Here is a 19,782-nt window from a genome sequence, read left to right on the forward strand (position 1 = left end):
TCTAGATATTCTTTATTCATAGCGCTGTTTAAAACAGTTTTAGCATTGATCTAAGTATGTTTTTGCTGCTTGAAAGATTTGGTGAAACATGGCGTCTGTCAAGCGCCCAGTATTTGTATTATAACGAGAACAGTGATAGCTCGAAAAGATGCGTAATCTGCCGATGTTATTGATTTCACCGTGTCCAAAAGGGTGAGATAAAACTTTTGCATTAAGGGCACGTATCGTTGAATGGTGCGCAATGGTGCCTAAGGTAATAACGGCTTTAAGTTTGGGAAGATTTGTTAAAAGAGGTGAAAAGAAATAGCGGCACGTGTTAATTTCTGCACCGGTGGGTTTATTTTCTGGTGGAACGCAACGAACAGAGTTAACAATTGCTGCATCAATAAGTTCAAGAGTATCGTCTGCTCTTTCTTCAAAGGTTCCTTGGGCAAAACCAAACTTTTTTAAAGTTGAATAAAGTAAGTGCCCAGCATAATCACCAGTAAATGGACGTCCAGTTCGATTTGCTCCGCGTAATCCAGGAGCAAGCCCAACAATAAGAAGGCGTGTTGTATCTGGCCCTTTATAAGGAAAGAATGGGCGCACCGGTGCGTTATACCAACTTGGTTCTTTTACACGCCAGCCAGCGATAAATTGATGAAGCCTAGGACATAAATTGCAATTTTGGGGTGGTTCTGGGTAAAGTGATGTTAATTGGCTATTCATGGTGTTAGGCATCAATCGTTTTTCTATTTTTTTGAGTCTTTATATAGCGTATATGACGGGTTATGTTTTGATAAACAATCTATAATGAATATAAATAAACTTTTTTAGAAGAAAGTTTAATATAAACTTATTGCTCATTATTGTGTAAAGAGAGATCATCTTTCAGTAATTTATTCGATGAATAAGAGTGCGATACACATGATGTTCAAAGAAAAAAGTTTTCTCTTTAGATAAAGATATTATCATAAAAAGTATGTATAAGGCTGCTGTTATTGCAAAGGGTTTAAACAGCAGGTATTCCTTTTAAAAGGATAAGGACTCCAGACAAGTATTTTGTCAAGAAAGACCTCCCTTTGTTTGAAGTCAATCTATTGGAATGCTTTTAAAAGAAATTTTGATAACAAGCATGAATAGGTTATACATTTTTATAAATTTTCCAAGAATTTTTTTAAATAAGTTCTTTAATCAAAAAATATAAAAGTTTGTGTTGTTTTTCTTGTATTTTATTTTGATTATTGTATATACTCCTCTATCCGCTATTAAATTTTTTTATTTGAGAAAGAGGCATAAATGGCCCGCGTAACGGTAGAAGATTGTATTGATAAAGTTGACAACCGCTTTGAATTGGTACTTTTAGCAGGTCATCGGGCGCGTCAGATTTCACAAGGAGCGCAGATTACGGTTGATCGTGATAATGATAAAAATCCAGTTGTTGCTTTGCGTGAAATAGCAGAAGAAACATTGTCGCCTGCTGATTTAAAGGAAGACCTTATTCATTCGTTGCAAAAGCATGTGGAAGTAGATGAGCCAGAAATGGCAAGTGAATTTATTACCCATTCAGGTGAAGCTGAAAGTGTTTTTAATACGTCGTCGCAAGAAGAAGGTACTTCATTTGATCATATGTCAGAAGAAGAGCTTTTAGCGGGTATTGAAGGTTTGGTTGTTCCAGAAAAAAGTGACGATTATTAATTGCAGCAATTTATGTTACAGGAGTAAAGATACCTTGTCATGTAAGGAGCAATTATTTTTCTTGTCTTTTATTGATAGGACATGTTCAATAAAGATTAGAGGTGTGAAAAGATAAAGGATATGCTCGTATGATGCGTCAGTGTGAGCTTGTTAGACGTGTTCAACGTTACAAGTCTGACGTAGATGAGGCTCTTTTAAACAGGGCCTATGATTATGCAATGAAAAAGCATGCACATCAAAAGCGTGCGTCAGGTGATCTTTATTTTTCTCATCCTTTAGAAGTTGCTGCTATTTTGACAGATATGCGGTTGGACGAGGCAACGATTGCTGTTGCTCTTTTGCATGATACAATTGAAGATACAAGCGCTACACGAGCAGAAATTGATCAGCTTTTTGGTTCTGAAATTGGGAAGTTGGTTGAAGGGCTTACAAAGCTTAATAAGCTTGATCTTGTATCAAAGAAAGCCGTACAAGCAGAAAATCTTCGTAAACTTCTTATTGCTATTTCTGATGATGTTCGTGTTCTTTTAGTCAAACTTGCTGATCGTCTTCATAATATGCGTACCCTTGGTGTTATGCGTGATGATAAACGTCGGCGAATTGCTGAGGAGACGATGGATATCTATGCGCCACTTGCAGGTCGTATGGGTATGCAGGATATGCGTGAGGAATTAGAGGATCTCTCTTTCTTTTATTTAAATCCAGAAGGTTATCGTACGATTACCAATCGACTTTCTGAATTATTGAAACACAACCGTGATTTGCTTTCCACAATTGAAAATGAATTGACAAAACTTTTTTTCGAGCATGGCATTAAAGCAGATGTTAAAAGCCGTCAGAAAAAATCTTATTCAGTTTTTCGCAAAATGGAAAGTAAAGCATTATCTTTTGAACAATTATCGGATATTTTTGGATTTCGTGTGATTGTTGAGTCCGTGAATGATTGTTATCGTGCTCTTGGTGTCATTCATACGACATGGCCAATGGTTCCTGGTCGTTTTAAAGATTATATCTCTATACCAAAGCAAAATGATTATCGTTCTATTCATACAACAATTGTTGGTCCTTCAAGACAACGTGTTGAGTTGCAAATTAGAACGGCTGCTATGGATGAAGTTGCTGAATATGGGGTTGCTGCTCATTCCATATATAAAGAGCACGGTTCCAATTATTCGACTGTGAAGTTATCAAGTGAAACGAATGCCTATGCATGGTTGCGTCAAACGATACAATCTTTGTCTGATGGAGATAATCCAGAAGAGTTTTTAGAACATACAAAACTTGAGCTTTTTCAAGACCAAGTTTTTTGTTTTACGCCGAAAGGTCGATTAATTGCTTTTCCTAAAGGAGCTACGCCTATTGATTTTGCTTATGCCGTCCATACAGACATCGGTGATTCTTGTGTTGGTGTAAAAATCAATGGTCGTATTATGCCTTTAATGACCAAATTAAAAAATGGTGATGAGGTTGATATTATTCGCTCACACGCTCAAATTCCGCCAGCAGCATGGGAATTTCTTGTTGTCACGGGTAAAGCACGTTCAGCTATTCGACGAGCAAGTCGTGCAGCGGTACGTAAACAATATTCGGGTTTAGGATATCGTATTCTCGAGCGTTCATTTGAATATATGGGAAAGCAATTTTCAAAAGACCTTTTGAAGAAAGTTTTGCCACGTTTAGCACGTAAAGATGTAGAGGATGTATTGGCTGCTGTTGGGCGTGGAGAGCTGTTTTCCGCTGATGTGATTAAAGCGGTTTATCCTGATTATCAAGATCACCGTGTGGTACAAAAGTCATCTTTTAAGCCTGGGGAAGAAGGTTGGTTTAATATTGAAAATGCTCAAGGTATGATTTTTAAAGTTCCAGAAAATGAAAAGAATGCAATGGTCGAGAATCATCAATCTAAAGCCTTGCCTATTAGAGGAACCCGTGGAGATATACCCGTACGTTTTTCACCGGAAGGAGCAGTACCTGGAGATCGGATTGTTGGTATTATGCAGCCAGGAGCTGGGATTGTTATTTATCCAATACAGTCTTCAGCTTTGATGGCATATGATGATCAGCCAGAACGATGGATTGATGTCCGCTGGGATATTGATGCCCAAATGAATGAACGTTTTCCTGCACGGATGAATATTTTAGTTGTAAATAGTCCTGGTTCTCTGGCTGAAATTACACAAATAATTTCTGCTAACGATGCCAATATCCAAAATTTATCTTTTATCCGTACAGCACCAGATTTTACAGAAATTATGATTGATTTGGAAGTGTGGGATTTAAAACATTTGAATCGTATTTTTTCTCAGTTAAAAAAGGCAGGTTCAGTAAGTACAGTACGGCGGGTTCATGGATAAAAAGAAAGATTTTGCAATGAAGACACAAGATGTCATTGATATTTTTAAACAAGCAGATGCTATTCTAGAAGGGCATTTTATTTTAACATCGGGGCGCCATAGTGCGACTTATATGCAAAAAGCGAAAGTATTCATGCATGCTGACTTGACGGAAAAGTTATGTCGTGGATTGGCTGAAAAAATCAAAAAATCTATCGAGGGAAAAATTGACTATGTTGTTGGTCCCGCAATTGGCGGTCTTATTCCTTCCTATGAAACTTCACGTCACCTTGGTGTTCCTTCTCTTTGGGTAGAGCGTGTAAATGGCATCTTTGAATTGCGTCGTTTTGAAATCAAGAAGAGTGCACGGGTTGTTATTGTTGAAGATATTGTAACAACGGGTCTTTCCATTCGTGAGACTGTTGAAGCGCTTGTTGCAGCAGGAGCAGAGGTATTGGCTAGTGCATGTATCCTTGATCGTTCTGGTGGTAAGGTCAATGTTGGAGTTCCATTGATTGCGCTTGCTGAATACGAGATAACCTCTTATGCTAGTGATGCACTTCCTGCAGAGCTTTCTGTTCTTCCCGCGATTAAACCAGGCAGTCGAAATATTTAATTGTCGTTATATTTTTTTTGTGCAAAAGCTTAAAAAGATTAATTTGGATGATATAGATTATTTCATCATCAAAAGATGTATATTGAGAGTCATATGCTTTTTCGTCGTCGAGAACCAATAGATTTTGTAACGCGTATTCGACTTTGGTTATGGCCACGTCGTTCATTTTCTCGCTCATTTTGCTACATACATAAACGTATTTTGCGTATATCAGCAACACCGCATGAAGTAGCATTAGGGGTTGCTGTTGGCGTTTTTTTAGCTTGTTCCCCTTTCTTTGGGCTGCATATTATTTTGGCAATATTTTTTTCTTGGCTTTTGCGTGCAAACTTTGCTGCCGCAATCATTGGGACAATTTTTTCTAATCCACTCACATTTTTATTGATTGTCATGGCTGATTATAAAGTAGGGTATTTTTGTTTATCACTTTTTAGCGATGTCAAAGAGATTTCTCTTTCGCAAATTCGTGCTCTATTTAATGGTTTGACATTGTCAAATCTCTCTCTCCTCTTTAAAGGCGCATGGGACACAATTATGAGTCCTATGATTTTAGGGGGAACTCTTTTAGGTATTGTTTTTGGTGGTTTATCTTATATAGGTGTTTACAGAGCAACGGTTCGTTTTAAACAAAAGCGATATCAAAAGATTATAAAAAAAAGGCGTTTAAAGAAGCGCTCATCGCCTGTATTAAAACAGAAATAAATTTAAGAAAGATCGGGTAATATCTTATGATTATTGGTCTTGGAAATGATCTGGTTGATATACGACGTATTGAGAAAATGTTGGTTCGTTATGGTGAGCGTTTTATTGAACGTATTTTTACGGATATTGAAAGAAATAGATCTGAAAATCTCAAAAAAAGCTCCTCTTCTTATGCAAAAAGATTTGCTGCTAAAGAAGCATGTGCTAAAGCCTTAGGAACGGGAATCGCTTGTGGTATCAATTGGAAAGACATGGGGGTAGTTAATTTGCCGTCTGGTAAACCAATATTGCAATTAACAAATCGTGCGCAAATACAACTTCAAAAGTTATTACCTCCTCATCATGATGCAGTTATTCATCTTAGTATAACAGATGATTTTCCTTGGGCACAGGCATTTATTATTATCGAAGCACTTCCACGTGGATAGATGGCATGAGAGATTGTGCTTTTGTTATTTGAATATTATGATGAAAAAAATTATATCTGTGATGAGAAGGCAGTTGGTGATGATCCAAAAAGATAAAGTGCATAAAAAAGAAAAAAAAGGTGGGCTTCGTGAATTTATTTCTGTTTTAATACAGGCTTTGCTTTTAGCAGCGTTTATTCGGACACTTTTTTTCCAGCCGTTTAGTATTCCTTCCGGTTCAATGCGTCCTACTTTGTTGGTGGGAGATTATCTGTTTGTTTCTAAGTATGCATATGGGTATTCTCGTTTTTCCATCCCCTTTTCTCCTCCTCTTTTTTCTGGACGGATTTGGGCATCTCAACCTCAACGTGGAGATGTGGTCGTTTTTCGCTTACCAAGTAATCCGAAGATTGATTATATAAAACGCGTTGTTGGGCTACCAGGTGATCGTATACAAGTCCGTCAAAGTGTCCTTTATATTAATGATGAGGCTGTTTCACGTCACTTTATGGGGGAGATTGATAATTCTGATATAACAGAGGTTAACTATCCTGTTGAGGTTTATCGCGAGACAATGCCTAACGGTGTCAGTTATGATACACTTGATTTAGCTTTCATCCCGAAAGTTGATGATACAGAAGTCTTTGAAGTTCCTCAAGGACATTACTTTATGATGGGAGATAACCGCGACAATTCAGATGATAGTCGTTTAGATGTAGGCTATGTTCCAGAAGAAAATCTTATTGGTCGCGCGAGCGTGATTTTCTTTTCTATCAGTAATGGTTCAAGTGCTTGGCAGATTTGGCGCTGGCCATTTGATGTGCGTTGGAAACGTTTGTTTTCTTTCATAAATACGGTTCATGATTTGCCGCTTATCAAGCAAGGAAACAACGATGAAACGTCTCATGATTGATCAGCTTTTCAAGCTGACGGGGCATCGTTTTAAAGATGAAGAGAGGTTAAAGAAGGCATTAACACACTCGAGTGTACAAGATTCGGAACAGGGGAATTATGAACGACTAGAGTTTCTAGGGGATCGGGTTTTAGGGCTTTTGATTGCAGAGATGCTGTATCAACTTTTTCCTCAGGCAAGTGAAGGTGAATTATCAGTCCGTTTAAATCATCTGGTCAATGCACAGACATGTGCTGATATTGCGCGTGAAATGAGACTTCCTGATATGATCCGTGTTGGTTTTGAGATGAAAAATTTTGAGGGGCGTCGACTTATCAACATGCATGCAGATGTCGTGGAAGCTTTGATTGCCGTAATATATCTCGATGGAGGATTGGAAAGCGTTCGCCCTTTTATTCAAAAATATTGGCAAAGTCGGGCAAAGAAAATGGATGCTGGTCGACGTGATGCCAAGACAGAATTACAGGAATGGGCGCATATCCAAGGCAATGCACAACCACATTATCAGGTTATAAAACGTTCAGGTCCAGATCACGATCCTGTTTTTATGGTAGAGGTCAGTATTTCTGGGTTTGCTTCAGAGATTGGGCAGGGAAGCTCCAAAAGATATGCTGAAAGAATGGCAGCTGAAAAAATTTTGCGACGAGAGGGTGTATGGAAAACAGTAGGAAAAAATGATCATGAGTGACGTTATGAAAAAGCGTTCTGGGTTTGTTGTGCTTATTGGGATGCCTAATGCCGGTAAATCGACATTGGTTAATCAATTGGTTGGAACAAAGGTTTCAATTGTAACACATAAGGTACAAACAACACGAACTTTAATCCGCGGTATTGTCATTCATGATGATGTGCAAATTGTGTTGGTTGATACACCGGGTGTTTTTCGTCCCCATAAGCGCTTAGAACGAGCCATGGTCTCTGCTGCTTGGGGAGGGGCTAAGAGCGCTGATGTTCTACTCGTTTTAATTGACGCTCAAAGTGGTCTTTCGGATGAAGTTGATATGATGTTAGATATTGTAAACAATATGAAACAAGAAAAAGTTCTTGTTCTTAATAAGGTTGATACAGTTGTTAAATCATCTCTTCTAGCGTTAACCACTAAAATAAATGAACGTGTAAAGTTTGCGCAAACATTTATGATTTCTGCTCTAAACGGTTCTGGTTGCAAGGATTTACTTCATGCGTTGAGTAACATGATGCAGGAAGGGCCATGGTATTATCCGGAAGATCAAATTTCTGATATGCCTATGCGTCATCTTGCTGCTGAAATTACGCGTGAAAAACTTTTTCTTCGTCTTCATGATGAACTTCCTTATTCCTCAACGGTTGAAACAGAAAACTGGGAAGAGCGTTCAGATGGTTCCGTTAAAATTAATCAAGTTATTTATGTCGAGCGTGAGAGTCAGAAAAAAATTGTCTTAGGAGCAAAAGGCGATACAATTAAAGCGATTGGTCAAGCAGCACGTAAAGAACTCATGGAAATTATGGATCAAAAGGTGCATCTTTTTCTCTTTGTGAAAGTGCGAGATAATTGGGATACCGATCCAGAACGTTATCGTGAAATGGGATTGGATTTTTTAAAATAAGATTTTTAAAAATAATTAAAGTAAAATGAAGTGGAAAGAACAAGCCGTTATACTTGGTACACGCCAATATGGTGAAACAAGTGTTATTCTTGAGATTATGACACGTGAACATGGTCGTTATATGGGAGTGGTAAAAGGGGGGCGCTCGCGTCGCATGGCAGCTCTTCTTCAACCTGGAAATTTTGTGGAGGCTGAATGGTGGGCTCGTTTAGACGAACATTTGGGACTTTTTCGGCTTGAAGCTCTTGATTTACATGCGGCACGATTAATCTGTCTACCAGAAGCACTTTATGCTTTGCAATTGATAGCTTTTCATTTGCGGCTTCTTCCCGAACGTGATCCGCACCCCATTTTATATGATATTTTACACCTTTTTATGCAGAATTTTGATGAACCATTTGTCAATGCAGAATTGCTTGTACGTTTTGAAATGCGGCTTCTTGAAGAACTTGGTTTTGGTCTTGATTTATCTTGTTGTGCTGCAACAGGTCGTCAGGAAAGGCTTCATTACGTATCACCAAAATCTGGACGGGCTGTCTGTGAAGAAGCAGGGGAACCTTGGAAAAAAAAGCTTCTCATTCTACCACAGTTTCTTGTACACAGAACGACTCGTCCTGCTGATTTTAGTGACATAATAAATGGTTTTATACTGACGGGTTTTTTTCTTATGCGTCATGTCTGGGAGCCACGAGATATAAAGCAGCCGTCAGTGCGCATGAATTTGATACAATTGTTTGAGCGTCAATTTGGTGTACAGGCATTAATTGGTTGATCTGATGATAATTGAATGGGAAAATGAGAATTTTAAAGACAATTGCTGAAGTCCGCCAATATACTTCAGAGGAACGACGTTTAGGTTTTTCGATTGGTTTTGTTCCAACAATGGGGGCATTGCATGATGGCCATCTTGCATTAGTACAGTATGCAAGAGCAATGTGTGATCGCGTAGTGGTTTCTATTTTTGTCAATCCAAAGCAATTTGGACCTCATGAAGATTTTTCTCAATATCCAAGAGATTTGAAGGGCGATTGTGCTTTGTTAAAAGAAGCAGGTGTTGAATGTGTTTTTGCTCCTTCTGTAGATGAAATGTGGCCACTGGGGAATGATACAATTGTACAAGTGAAAAAATTATCACGTATTTTGATGGGAAAATTACGTCCAGGGCATTTTTGTGGTGTAACAAGCGTTGTTGCTAAACTTTTTAACATTGTCCAACCAGATAAGGCTTTTTTTGGGGAAAAGGATTTTCAACAAATTTTAATTATTCGGCGTATGGTTGAAGATTTGGCTTTTCCTATTGAAATCGTTGGAGTTCCTATTCTACGGGAGTCAGATGGTGTAGCGTGTTCTTCACGCAATCAGCTTTTAACATTAGAAGATCGTAAAGCTGCCAAAATTATTCCTGAAAGTGGAAAAGCTGCTGAAAAGCTTTATCATGAAGGTGAACGGTCGGTTGATAAATTATGCAAAACTGTTCGTGATATTTTACAACAAGAAACGCGTGCAATCATTGAAGCGATAGATTTACGGGATATGGAAACTTTATGCGTGGTTAAAGGAACATTGAATAAACCAGCAGTTTTACTTCTTACTGTCCGCTTTGGTGAGATAAGGCTGATTGATCAATATATATTGCAAGAGAAGGGTGGAAAATGAGTGTACATAAAACCGTAAAGCGTATAACATCTTCCGAAATACGTGCACGAAAGGGACAACAGCCAATTGTTTCTTTAACAGCTTATCAAGCTTATACTGCGCGGATTGCTGATCCATATTGCGATATCCTTTTGGTTGGTGATAGCGTTGGGATGGTTGTGTATGGGTTTGAGACAACGCTTCCTGTTAATTTAGATATGATGATTTCACACGGGAAAGCCGTGGTGCGTGGATCTCAAAAAGCTCTTGTTGTTATTGATATGCCTTTTGGTTCTTATGAGGAAAGTCCAGAGCAAGCTTTTTTAAATGCATCGCGCATTCTTGCACAAACGGGGTGTGGTGCAGTTAAGCTTGAAGGGGGCGTTTATATAGCCGAAACAGTAGATTTTTTGTGTAAACGTGGCATTCCAGTGATGGGGCATATCGGTCTTACACCCCAAGCAATGAATCGTTTTGGTGGTTTTAAAACACAAGGACGCAAGGAGAATGATTGGCAAAGAATTGAAGCAGATGGAGCAGCGATTGAAGAGGCAGGTGCTTTTGCTGTTGTTTTAGAAGCAATGGTTGAACCTTTAGCGGTGAAACTGACAGATAAGCTTTCTATCCCTACGATCGGTATAGGGGCGTCCAATCAATGTGATGGGCAAGTATTGGTTATGGAAGATATGTTGGGCTATGGTTCTCATGTGCCAAAATTTGTACGCCGTTATGGAGACCTTGAACAAGCCATGGAAACTGCAATAAAGAATTATGCAGAGGATGTCACATCTCGTGCTTTCCCAGCGGATAATGAAGTTTATAAACTAAAATAAACTTCAGTTTAAGATGAAAGGTTTGACAAGAGAACATTTGTTATTTTGATAATGAATGTGCATTTTTAATATATTTTGTATGCAATTTGAACTGTGATTTTTTCCATTTCTTTAATGAAGTCACGCCTCTCATGCAAAATAGAACGCCATTGGGTCGCTAATTCACATGCTTTTTTAAAGAAAGCTTTCTTAAGGTACCCAACCTATTTCGCGACGGCGTTCGTGAATAGTATAGTGGTAAGTCCCTTATGAAGTGTATAAAATTTATAGAGTACTCCCGTCTTTACGCTTCATAAGAGAGCAAGCCGGCATCATCACACACTTTGCCAATTTTCAATGCTGCGACAGCGCTTAGCACTTGAGATGGTTCATAAGAAGCATTTTAACTCTTTCTTTAAAAAATTTTACCCACACGCCAGACCCGCTTGTGGTGTGCAAGAGAATGATTTTGATTGATTCAATATAAACAGATTTGAAATGAGTGAAGCTTACGATATTAGGAGCTCTCATTCAAAATGAAAAAACAATGAATTATTATTATAAGTCAGTGTGATGATTCTGTAATGACAAGGAATCAACAATGCGAAGGGGCTATAATCTTTGGACATCCAAGTCATTAAAGCGCGTTAAAAATGCGTTTTCAATGTGTTGGGTAGAATAGGGGGATAAATTCAGATCATCGGGTAAAATATTATTGGGAGAGCCAAAATAGTGAAGGGCTTCTTCTGTATTAAATCCAGCAAGCGTAATCGCTTCATAATAGGCAGCGATACGGTCGGCTTGTTTAATTTTTTTTAAAAGTTTTTGAGAAAGATCAACGGGAAGAGAAAAGCGCATGTGGATAGCATCTTGGATGCGCTTTTCAACGCGTTCATATTGTTTTCCTATAACAGCTTTAAAAGGGGAAATCATATCGCCGATGACATATTCTGGAGCATCATGAAGAAGGGCATAAAGACATTCGTTGCTTCCCGATTGTGGAAAAAGTTTTTGAAATATTTGTTCAACCAAAAGTGAATGTTGTGCAACAGAATAGGCATGCTCTCCTCGTGTTTGACCGTTCCAACGTGCTACGCGAGCAAGTCCATGGGCAATATCTTCAATTTCAACATCAAAAGGAGAAGGGTTGAGAAGATCAAGTCGCCTTCCAGAGAGCATTCTTTGCCAAGCGCGGGCTTCTCCATTTTTTAATAATTCAGCTTTAGCCATGAGTGTTTTCTATAGTATTTTCAGGAAAGGTAAAATTCATATTTTCAGCAATGCTTATAGTGACAGGAATGTTTTTTACAGTAAAGGGGATGTTATGATCCATAGCATCTTTGACGTGGTCAATACGCATTAAAGCAAGAGCCTCATTTTCTACACATGTTCCCAAGTAGCCAAGCACTTTTGTTCCTGCTTCAATGCTAGATTGAGGGGTTAATTTACACTGGCCTTTTACAATAAAAATACGGCGACGTGCTGCACGGCGGTGGTGCATTCGTGAAACAATTTCTTGTCCAATATAACATCCTTTATTGAATGCAAGTCCATTGATTTGATCGTAATTAATATCATGAGGAAAGACTTTGCCAATTTCATAGTCTTGATCACTTTCCGCAATTGCATAACGGATACGCAATTGATTCCATGTGTCATGATATTCTGAAGTTAAAAAAGGTTTTTTGCCATAGATTCGTATTATTTTTTCTTTTTGTGGGAAGCGTTTATCAACAAAACTTGAATCAAAATTTAAAGCATCTGATTCATTATTCAAAGAAACTGTAACAAGCTCTTGGAATGGTTGTGTAATTTCTACTTTTTTGCGCAGCTTATAGAGCAACAGACGCTTATGGAGCGTATCAGCTAAAGGCATCCTGATATCAATCAGGTAACCATCTTCTTTTTTTCCGATAAGAAAATCAGCAAGAACCTTTCCTTGTGGGGATAAAAGGGCTCCAGGGAAAAGTTCCTGTGGACTGATTTTTTTTACATCTGTCGTGATCAGGGATTGTAGAAAATCTGTTGCTTCTTCGCCTGTAATTTGAATAAGTCCGCGGTTTTTTAAGCAAATGGCATTTTGTTTTTCAATCATGGTTCTTGCCTTTCTGCTCAAAGTTACATAATCGATAAGTGAGCAATATGTAAGGAGCGTGGTTATGTTTAAAACATTTGATACAATTTTTAAAGGTGCAACACTTGTGAATCATGATGGAAGAAGCAAGCGTGATATTGGTATTACAAATGGTCGTATTGCTGAAATAGGCGACCTTACATGTGCATCGGCTAGTGAGGTCATTGATTGTACGGGGCTTCATATTTTACCAGGAATTATTGATAGCCAAGTGCATTTTCGTGAGCCAGGAAATGAATATAAGGAGGATTTGGAAAGTGGCTCGTATTCTGCTGTGTTAGGGGGTGTTACGGCAGTTTTTGAAATGCCTAATACCAATCCATTGACAACATCAGAAGAAACATTAAGCGATAAGGTTCAACGCGCATTTCATCGAATGCATTGTGATTTTGCATTTTGGGTTGGAGGAACGCGTGAAAATGCTCATGAACTATCTGAATTAGAAAGACTTCCTGGTGCGGCTGGAATTAAAGTCTTTATGGGGTCCTCTACCGGTGATCTTTTGGTTGATGATGATGAAAGTGTACGCCTTATTTTGAAGAATACACGCCGTCGTGCGGCTTTTCATTCTGAAGATGAGGCGAGGCTCAAAGAGCGTAAAATATTGCGTATTGAAGGGGATGCATCGTCACATCCGATTTGGCGTGATGAAGTTGCGGCATTAAAATGTACGCAGCGTTTGGTAAAAATTGCTCATGAGACGAAGGCTCGGATTCATGTGTTACATCTTTCGACAGAAGAAGAAATTGATTTTCTAAAAAAACATAAGGATGTTGCAACAATTGAAGTGACACAACATCATTTGACGCTCACGGCTGATGATTATAAGAAGTTTGGTACATTAATTCAGATGAATCCGCCTATTCGTGAGCCGCGCCACCGTGACGCTCTTTGGTACGGTGTTCAACAAGGAATTATTGATGTCTTAGGTTCAGATCATGCGCCTCATACTCTTGAAGAAAAACTTCAACCTTATCCCTCTTCACCTTCAGGTATGACAGGCGTGCAAACAACAGCAGCAATTATGTTGACACATGTGAATGCAGGAAAAATATCTCTTGAACGTTTTGTTGATCTCACTTCACATGGCCCTAGTCGTATTTTTGGTATAAGTTGTAAAGGGCGCATTGCTGTTGGGTTTGATGCTGATTTAACCATTGTTGATCTTAAGCGAGAGGAAATTATTACGAATAGCTTAATTGGTTCTCGCGCCGGTTGGACACCTTATGATGGTCAAAAAGTTAAAGGTTGGCCTGTTGGGACTATTATCCGTGGTATGCGCGTTATGTGGGAAGGTGAAATTGTCACACCTTCACAAGGAGAGCCTGTTAAATTTATGGAAACTTTGGTGTAAACAGATTAAAATTATAAGTATGCCGTAAAATACCATCCTTTAGAGTGGTGATATAGGGTATGTCAGCCTCTTTGGTACATAAGTGTTTTTTTAATGAGTGGTGAATATTCTTAGGCTTGTTTGTAGAAACTATGCAGCAAATTACATGTGCTAGAAGCCAAGAGAAACCTTGTTCAACAAGAACCTAGATTATTTACAGAGCAAATTTAGTTAAAAATCTTTGTCCGTTAAAGTGTGGGGAGGAAGCCAAAGAACAGTTTTGTATGGGGAAAAAGGCGCATATGAATAAAAGCGTATCAAGACATTATTCTTTAAACGTCTCTCTATTTTCAGAGCTGGTTTATTGCTCCCCGCATTTGTGAAAGGAGTATCATTGATATCGCTAAGATTGAGAGAGCTACTTTTTGTATAGATTAATTATTTATAATGCATGAGGAGGTTTTCAGATAAAATTCTTCCTTCCTCAATGTATCTTTGGTTGGCTTCAATGGCTGCTTGTGTACAATGATGATAATTTTCTGAGAAAGCACGATACGCTTCATTAAACGCTTCATAAAAATAAGCACGTCTTTGTGGAATGGGGCGTTCTGCTTCAATCAGTGCATTCATATAGTCATACCATTGGTTTGTTGGAGGCTCGCAAAGATTTTGGAGAGAATGCAATGATCCCAAAATTTCTGCTAGTCGGAGTAATTTTTTTTCATAAGGTGGAGATTGTTGTGCAAAGGTTGGCATTGAAATGACAAGAAATATTAAAATAATGATGTTCATCAATCTATACCGCATTATTTTTATTGCTTTCTTTGAATAAAACTCTGTAAAGATAAAATAATTTTGTCATGAGAACGGTGTAAAAATAAAGTTAATTGCTACATTATTCTCAATTATTGATTATAAAATATAGGGCGTAAGAGGCAGTAAGGAACCCATTGTGGAATATTGAAAATACTGACGAAGCTTTGTGTGGTTAAAAATTTAAGATTTTCTTTCTGCAAACTATCTATTTTTCACATAGATTTATATTGTATTGCCTATAGATTTTTTTCTAAGCTCATTTTCTTTAAGGAGAGAAAGCATCTCTAATGATAGAACGCTTTTGTCCAATCAAATAAAATAGATTGTTTTTATGATAAACGATGGATACAGCCGTAAATACAATGGGAAAATGGTAAGAAGAATTTACTATAAGATACAAGTTTTTAGCTTAAACCGCGTAATACAATGATTTGAGATAAGATACATCTAAAAGGATCGGTGCATAATATCGTCCATGGAGTCAATAAATGAAAGAGTTGCGATTTTATAATACGCTAACACGTAAAAAAGAAAAATTTACACCAATAGATGCGACAAGAGTACGCCTTTATGTTTGTGGACCGACAATTTATGATTATGCGCATATAGGAAATGCACGTCCTGTTATTGTTTTTGATATTTTATTTCGCTTATTGCGTCATGTTTATGGCAATGAGCATGTTCTATATGCACGTAATATTACAGATGTCGATGATAAAATTAATGCACGAGCAGCTAGCGAATATCCAAACGTATCATTGAATGAGGCTATTCGTCACTTAACAGAACGTACATATTCTCAGTTTCAGCAAGATACCATAGCACTTGGTTGTCTGTTGCCAACCAGTCAGCCACGCGCCACTGAGCATTTAGAGGAGATGCGCTCTTTAATTGAAAGGTTGCTTGAAAAGGGGCACGCTTATGAAGCGGAAAATCATATATTATTTTCTGTAAGTAGCATAAAAAATCCTCCCCATTATGGGGCATTTGCAAATCGTTCTTTAGATGAAATGAGGGCGGGGGCGCGTATCGATGTTGCTGCTTATAAAAGGGAAGAGATGGATTTTGTTTTGTGGAAGCCTTCTGTGGAAGGAGAACCAGGTTGGAAATCACCGGGCGGAATTCCTGTTTTAGGTCGTCCAGGTTGGCATATTGAATGTTCTGCAATGTCAATGGCAAAGTTATTAGCGCCCTATGGCGGTGGTTTAACCTGTGATGATCCGACCGCCAATGTTTTTGATATCCATGGTGGTGGAATTGATTTAATTTTTCCTCATCATGAAAATGAGATTGCACAAAGTTGTTCAGCTTTTGGGACGGAGCGAATGGCTAATTTTTGGATGCATAATGGTTTTTTACAAGTTGAAGGCAAAAAGATGTCGAAAAGCTTTGGCAATTTCATAACTATTCGTTCTGTTTTAGAGAATAATTTGGGGGAGTTTAATGGTATTTTAACCGATGAAATGAAGCAAAATTGGGCTGGTTTGTCTGCGCGTTTTTCGATGTTGCAAACGCATTATCGTGAACCATTAAATTGGACAGCACAGCGTTTAATACAATCGAGCAGCGAACTGTATCGTTGGTATGAATGGCTTCGCAGCAAAAAGAGTGAGATGAAAAACAATGAAGCAATTGATGATACTTTGATAGATGCACTTAGTGATGATCTTAATACTCCAAAAGCACTGACTCTTTTGCGAAAATTTTATAAAGAAGGAAATGCTTTGGCTCTTCTGAATGGGATGAATTTATTAGGACTGTTAAGACAAGAATGGATTAAAGAAATAGATTGCCCATTATTTACGAGAAAAACTTTCCTTGATACAAAATTTATTGATCAGCGCATTGCCGAAAGACTAAGACTTATCCATAATAAAGAGTGGGAAGCTGCGGATACAATTCGTGATGAGCTTGCAGCCAAGGGGGTTCTTTTAAAAGACAGTAAGGATCCGCAGAGTGGTGAGCGCATAACTGTGTGGGAAATAAAGCGACACTAATGTCTCTATTCCAGCAGCTCCATAAAAAAGGAGAATATGATGGAATTTTTATATCATTATGGGTATGTTGCACTAAAACTAGTTGTAGGACTTATCGCTTTCCTCTTGATTTTAAGAACCACAGGTCGTGGTAGTCTTAGTCAAATGACGCCAGTTGATTTGGTAAGTAATTTTGTCATGGGAAGTATTATTGGAGGCGTTATTTATAGTCCGGATGTTAGCAGTATTCAATTGTTGATTGTCTTATTTATTTGGCAGACTTTAGTCACATCTCTTAATTTTCTGATGCGCTATTCAGTTTTTTTTCGTCGTCTTATTGCAGGACGACATATTGCATTGGTTTTAGATGGAGTATTTCAAGTGGATAAGATTAAAAAATTAGGTATCAGTGTGAATGATCTGATTACAATGTTGCGCATTAAAGGCTGTAGTTTACATGAAGCTGCTTTCGTTCGTTTAGAAACCAATGGCGATTGTTCCGTTATTAAAAAGGAAGAAGGAAAGAAGTCTATCATTTTAATACAAAATGGTGAAATTCTTGATAAGGGGCTGAAAGAGATTGGTAAAACAAAAAAATGGCTTCAGGCAGAATTGAAAAAAAAACATGTAAAAGTTGAAAATTTATTTGCAGCAGAGTGGTATGAAAATACAGATCAAAATAATAAATTGTATAGTGGATTATTTCTTGTTCCTTTTTCAAAAACAGTCTAACTTCAAAAAACGGGTAGGTATAGCTTATTGGAAGCCATAATGAAGAGATGAATCTATAAATAACCACAGAGGGTATTTTGCCTGTTTGTGCGGATGATAGAGAAGTAAGGACTTTATGAAACGCAATGAAATGACAAAAACTGTATCATCAGATACAGGGAAGACTCTGCACACACTTTACAATTTATGGCCCTATATGTGGCCGGTAGGGCGGCGTGATCTAAAAATGCGTGTGCTATGGGCAATATTTTATCTTGTTTTGGCTAAGCTCGTTCTCATATCTGTACCGTATTTATTTAAATATTCTACGAATGTGCTTGATTCAAGCTTTCAGCTACCTGAATGGTTCCCATCCAGTTGGATTATTCCCATCATGCTTGTTTTGGCATACAATGTCGCGCGTATTATGCAGGCTGGATTAAATCAATTACGCGATTCCCTGTTTGCCACTGTTGGTCAATACGCTGTTCGTCAATTAGCTTATAAAACCTTTGTACATATGCATGAGTTATCTTTGCGATTTCATTTGGAACGCCGAACAGGTGGGCTTTCTCGTGTGATTGAGCGTGGAACAAAAGGAATCGAAGCGATCGTAAGATTTTCAATTCTTAGTACAGTACCAACAGTTTTAGAATTTATATTAACGGCACTGGTATTTTATATAAGTTATGGGTGGCATTATCTTCTCATTGTTGTTGTAACGGTTGGATTATATATTTTGTTTACCATTAAGGCGAGTGATTGGCGTATTCGCATTCGACAAAAAATGAATACAGCGGATACTGAGGCGAATACTCGCGCTGTTGATTCTCTTTTGAATTTTGAAACGGTCAAATATTTTGGTAATGAAACTCTAGAAGCCGATCGATTTGATGCTTCTATGGTAGGTTATGAAAAAGCCGCAACAAAGATTTGGACATCTTTAAGCTGGCTTAATTTTGGTCAGACTCTTATCTTTGGTATTGGAATGACGATCATGATGCTGATGTCAGCTTATGAAGTTTTTTATAAGACACAAACTTTAGGAGATTTTGTTTTTATTAATGCGCTTTTAATGCAACTTTCCATTCCACTAAATTTTATTGGTTCAATGTATCGTGATATTCGACAAGGTTTAACGGATATTGAAGCAATGTTTGATCTTTTAGATGTTCAGAAAGAGATCGTTGATAAATCGGATGCTAAACCGTTAGAGATAAGCGATGGGACCATTTGTTTTCATCAGGTAAAGTTTTCCTATGATTCGAGACGTCAGATTCTCAGAGATATTGATTTTGAAGTTCCTGGAGGAAAAACAGTCGCTATTGTCGGTCCATCGGGTGCCGGTAAATCTACTATTTCTCGGTTGCTTTTTCGGTTTTATGATGTTGATGCAGGCTCTATCACAATTGATGGGCAGGATATTCGTGACGTAACACAAAAGAGTTTGCGTGAAGCGATTGGCATGGTCCCACAAGATACGGTGTTATTTAATGATACAATTGCCTATAATATTTGCTATGGGCGTCCAAGTGCTACAGATGAAGAGATGCGCAAAGCTGCTGAAATGGCACAAATATCAAAATTTATTGAAATTTTACCGGAAGGTTTTCAGTCTATGGTAGGAGAGCGAGGTCTCAAATTATCAGGTGGTGAAAAACAACGCGTGGCTATTGCACGGACACTTTTAAAAGCTCCTCCACTTCTTATTCTAGATGAAGCAACGGCGGCTCTTGATACGGCGACGGAACAGGAAATTCAACAAGCATTGGATATTGTAAGCCGTGGACGTACAACATTGATTATTGCGCACCGTCTTTCTACTGTTATCAATGCGGATGAAATTTTAGTTCTTAAAAGTGGTCGTATTATTGAAAATGGGACGCATACAGAGCTTTTACGCAAGAAAGGTCTCTATGCTTCAATGTGGAATAAGCAGCTTGAAGCATCGCAAGCAGAAGAAAAATTACGTAAAATGCGTGAAGAAGATGAGACGAGTGTTGTTAATCGTAAAAAATAAATAGAGCAAAATGTAATCTATATCTTTATATGGAGTGATTGATTAAATACATAAAAAGACACAAGAGGAACAAAAAGCTTTGTTGCTTGTTTAAGTTTACGATGAATAGGA

19 protein-coding genes are annotated in these 19,782 nt (G+C 38.0%); 15 read left to right on the forward strand and 4 right to left on the reverse strand.

Annotated elements, in window-relative coordinates:
* Positions 1–39: 39 nt before the first annotated feature.
* Positions 40–708 (reverse strand): uracil-DNA glycosylase, encoded by a 669-nt coding sequence (locus tag ACFINK_RS00950; RefSeq protein WP_375638131.1) that lies wholly within the window; start codon positions 706–708, stop codon positions 40–42.
* Positions 709–1,278: 570 nt separating this feature from the next.
* Here ACFINK_RS00950 and rpoZ point away from each other — a divergent pair.
* From rpoZ to panB, 11 genes are all read left to right on the forward strand, one after another.
* On the forward strand, positions 1,279–1,677 hold the full coding sequence (gene rpoZ / locus ACFINK_RS00955) for a DNA-directed RNA polymerase subunit omega (protein ID WP_273791104.1): 399 nt from the start codon (positions 1,279–1,281) through the stop codon (positions 1,675–1,677).
* A gap of 128 nt (positions 1,678–1,805) precedes the next feature.
* Positions 1,806–4,031, forward strand: a complete 2,226-nt coding sequence (locus ACFINK_RS00960) for a RelA/SpoT family protein (RefSeq protein WP_375638090.1) — start codon at positions 1,806–1,808, stop codon at positions 4,029–4,031.
* Between the two features lie 16 nt (positions 4,032–4,047).
* On the forward strand, positions 4,048–4,626 hold the full coding sequence (gene pyrE / locus ACFINK_RS00965; protein ID WP_375611297.1) for an orotate phosphoribosyltransferase: 579 nt from the start codon (positions 4,048–4,050) through the stop codon (positions 4,624–4,626).
* Positions 4,627–4,719: 93 nt separating this feature from the next.
* Positions 4,720–5,328 (forward strand): DUF2062 domain-containing protein, encoded by a 609-nt coding sequence (locus tag ACFINK_RS00970; protein ID WP_375610146.1) that lies wholly within the window; start codon positions 4,720–4,722, stop codon positions 5,326–5,328.
* 26 nt (positions 5,329–5,354) lie between these two features.
* Positions 5,355–5,756 carry a holo-ACP synthase gene (gene acpS / locus ACFINK_RS00975; protein ID WP_375638091.1) on the forward strand — a complete coding sequence of 134 codons (402 nt, stop codon included), beginning with the start codon at positions 5,355–5,357 and terminating at the stop codon, positions 5,754–5,756.
* Positions 5,757–5,835: 79 nt separating this feature from the next.
* Positions 5,836–6,648: a signal peptidase I gene (gene lepB, locus ACFINK_RS00980; RefSeq protein WP_375611213.1), complete on the forward strand. Its 813-nt coding sequence runs from the start codon at positions 5,836–5,838 to the stop codon at positions 6,646–6,648.
* Positions 6,629–7,336, forward strand: a complete 708-nt coding sequence (gene rnc / locus ACFINK_RS00985; RefSeq protein ID WP_375612949.1) for a ribonuclease III — start codon at positions 6,629–6,631, stop codon at positions 7,334–7,336. The genes lepB and rnc overlap by 20 nt, the downstream gene beginning before the upstream one ends.
* A complete protein-coding gene (era, locus tag ACFINK_RS00990) occupies positions 7,329–8,234 on the forward strand; it encodes a GTPase Era (protein ID WP_375612948.1) in 906 nt (301 codons plus the stop codon). Before rnc ends, era begins: the two co-directional genes overlap by 8 nt.
* A 25-nt stretch (positions 8,235–8,259) precedes the next feature.
* Entirely contained in the window at positions 8,260–9,006 is a 747-nt protein-coding gene (gene recO / locus ACFINK_RS00995) for a DNA repair protein RecO (RefSeq protein WP_375638092.1), read from the forward strand.
* A gap of 23 nt (positions 9,007–9,029) precedes the next feature.
* Positions 9,030–9,890: a pantoate--beta-alanine ligase gene (gene panC, locus ACFINK_RS01000; protein WP_375612946.1), complete on the forward strand. Its 861-nt coding sequence runs from the start codon at positions 9,030–9,032 to the stop codon at positions 9,888–9,890.
* Positions 9,887–10,702, forward strand: coding sequence for a 3-methyl-2-oxobutanoate hydroxymethyltransferase (panB, locus tag ACFINK_RS01005; protein ID WP_375612945.1), 816 nt, complete (start codon positions 9,887–9,889; stop codon positions 10,700–10,702). The genes panC and panB overlap by 4 nt, the downstream gene beginning before the upstream one ends.
* A gap of 591 nt (positions 10,703–11,293) precedes the next feature.
* On the opposite strand, the gene ACFINK_RS01010 is transcribed toward panB, so the two are convergent.
* Together ACFINK_RS01010 and ygfZ are read right to left on the reverse strand one after the other, a co-directional pair.
* Positions 11,294–11,911: a YfbR-like 5'-deoxynucleotidase gene (locus tag ACFINK_RS01010; RefSeq protein ID WP_375610152.1), complete on the reverse strand. Its 618-nt coding sequence runs from the start codon at positions 11,909–11,911 to the stop codon at positions 11,294–11,296.
* The gene (gene ygfZ, locus ACFINK_RS01015) at positions 11,904–12,776 is read right to left on the reverse strand and encodes a CAF17-like 4Fe-4S cluster assembly/insertion protein YgfZ (RefSeq protein WP_375629274.1); all 873 of its coding nucleotides are present in this window, start codon (positions 12,774–12,776) and stop codon (positions 11,904–11,906) included. The genes ACFINK_RS01010 and ygfZ overlap by 8 nt, the downstream gene beginning before the upstream one ends.
* Positions 12,777–12,840: 64 nt before the next feature.
* Here ygfZ and ACFINK_RS01020 point away from each other — a divergent pair, with 64 nt between their 5' ends.
* Positions 12,841–14,169 carry a dihydroorotase gene (locus ACFINK_RS01020; RefSeq protein WP_375612943.1) on the forward strand — a complete coding sequence of 443 codons (1,329 nt, stop codon included), beginning with the start codon at positions 12,841–12,843 and terminating at the stop codon, positions 14,167–14,169.
* Positions 14,170–14,586: 417 nt separating this feature from the next.
* Here the strand turns inward: ACFINK_RS01020 and ACFINK_RS01025 are convergent, their stop codons facing one another.
* Positions 14,587–14,955, reverse strand: coding sequence for a TIGR02301 family protein (locus ACFINK_RS01025; RefSeq protein ID WP_375612942.1), 369 nt, complete (start codon positions 14,953–14,955; stop codon positions 14,587–14,589).
* A 497-nt stretch (positions 14,956–15,452) separates the two neighbouring features.
* On the opposite strand from ACFINK_RS01025, the gene cysS reads away from it, so the two are divergent.
* From cysS to ACFINK_RS01040, 3 genes are all read left to right on the forward strand, one after another.
* Entirely contained in the window at positions 15,453–16,961 is a 1,509-nt protein-coding gene (gene cysS, locus ACFINK_RS01030; RefSeq protein ID WP_375611222.1) for a cysteine--tRNA ligase, read from the forward strand.
* 39 nt (positions 16,962–17,000) lie between these two features.
* The gene (locus tag ACFINK_RS01035; protein ID WP_375611298.1) at positions 17,001–17,672 is read left to right on the forward strand and encodes a DUF421 domain-containing protein; all 672 of its coding nucleotides are present in this window, start codon (positions 17,001–17,003) and stop codon (positions 17,670–17,672) included.
* A gap of 115 nt (positions 17,673–17,787) precedes the next feature.
* Positions 17,788–19,671: an ABCB family ABC transporter ATP-binding protein/permease gene (locus ACFINK_RS01040; RefSeq protein WP_375620728.1), complete on the forward strand. Its 1,884-nt coding sequence runs from the start codon at positions 17,788–17,790 to the stop codon at positions 19,669–19,671.
* Positions 19,672–19,782 lie beyond the last annotated feature (111 nt).

Source organism: Bartonella sp. AA16NXGY (assembly GCF_042197325.1).
In the GTDB taxonomy this organism is placed as follows: domain Bacteria; phylum Pseudomonadota; class Alphaproteobacteria; order Rhizobiales; family Rhizobiaceae; genus Bartonella.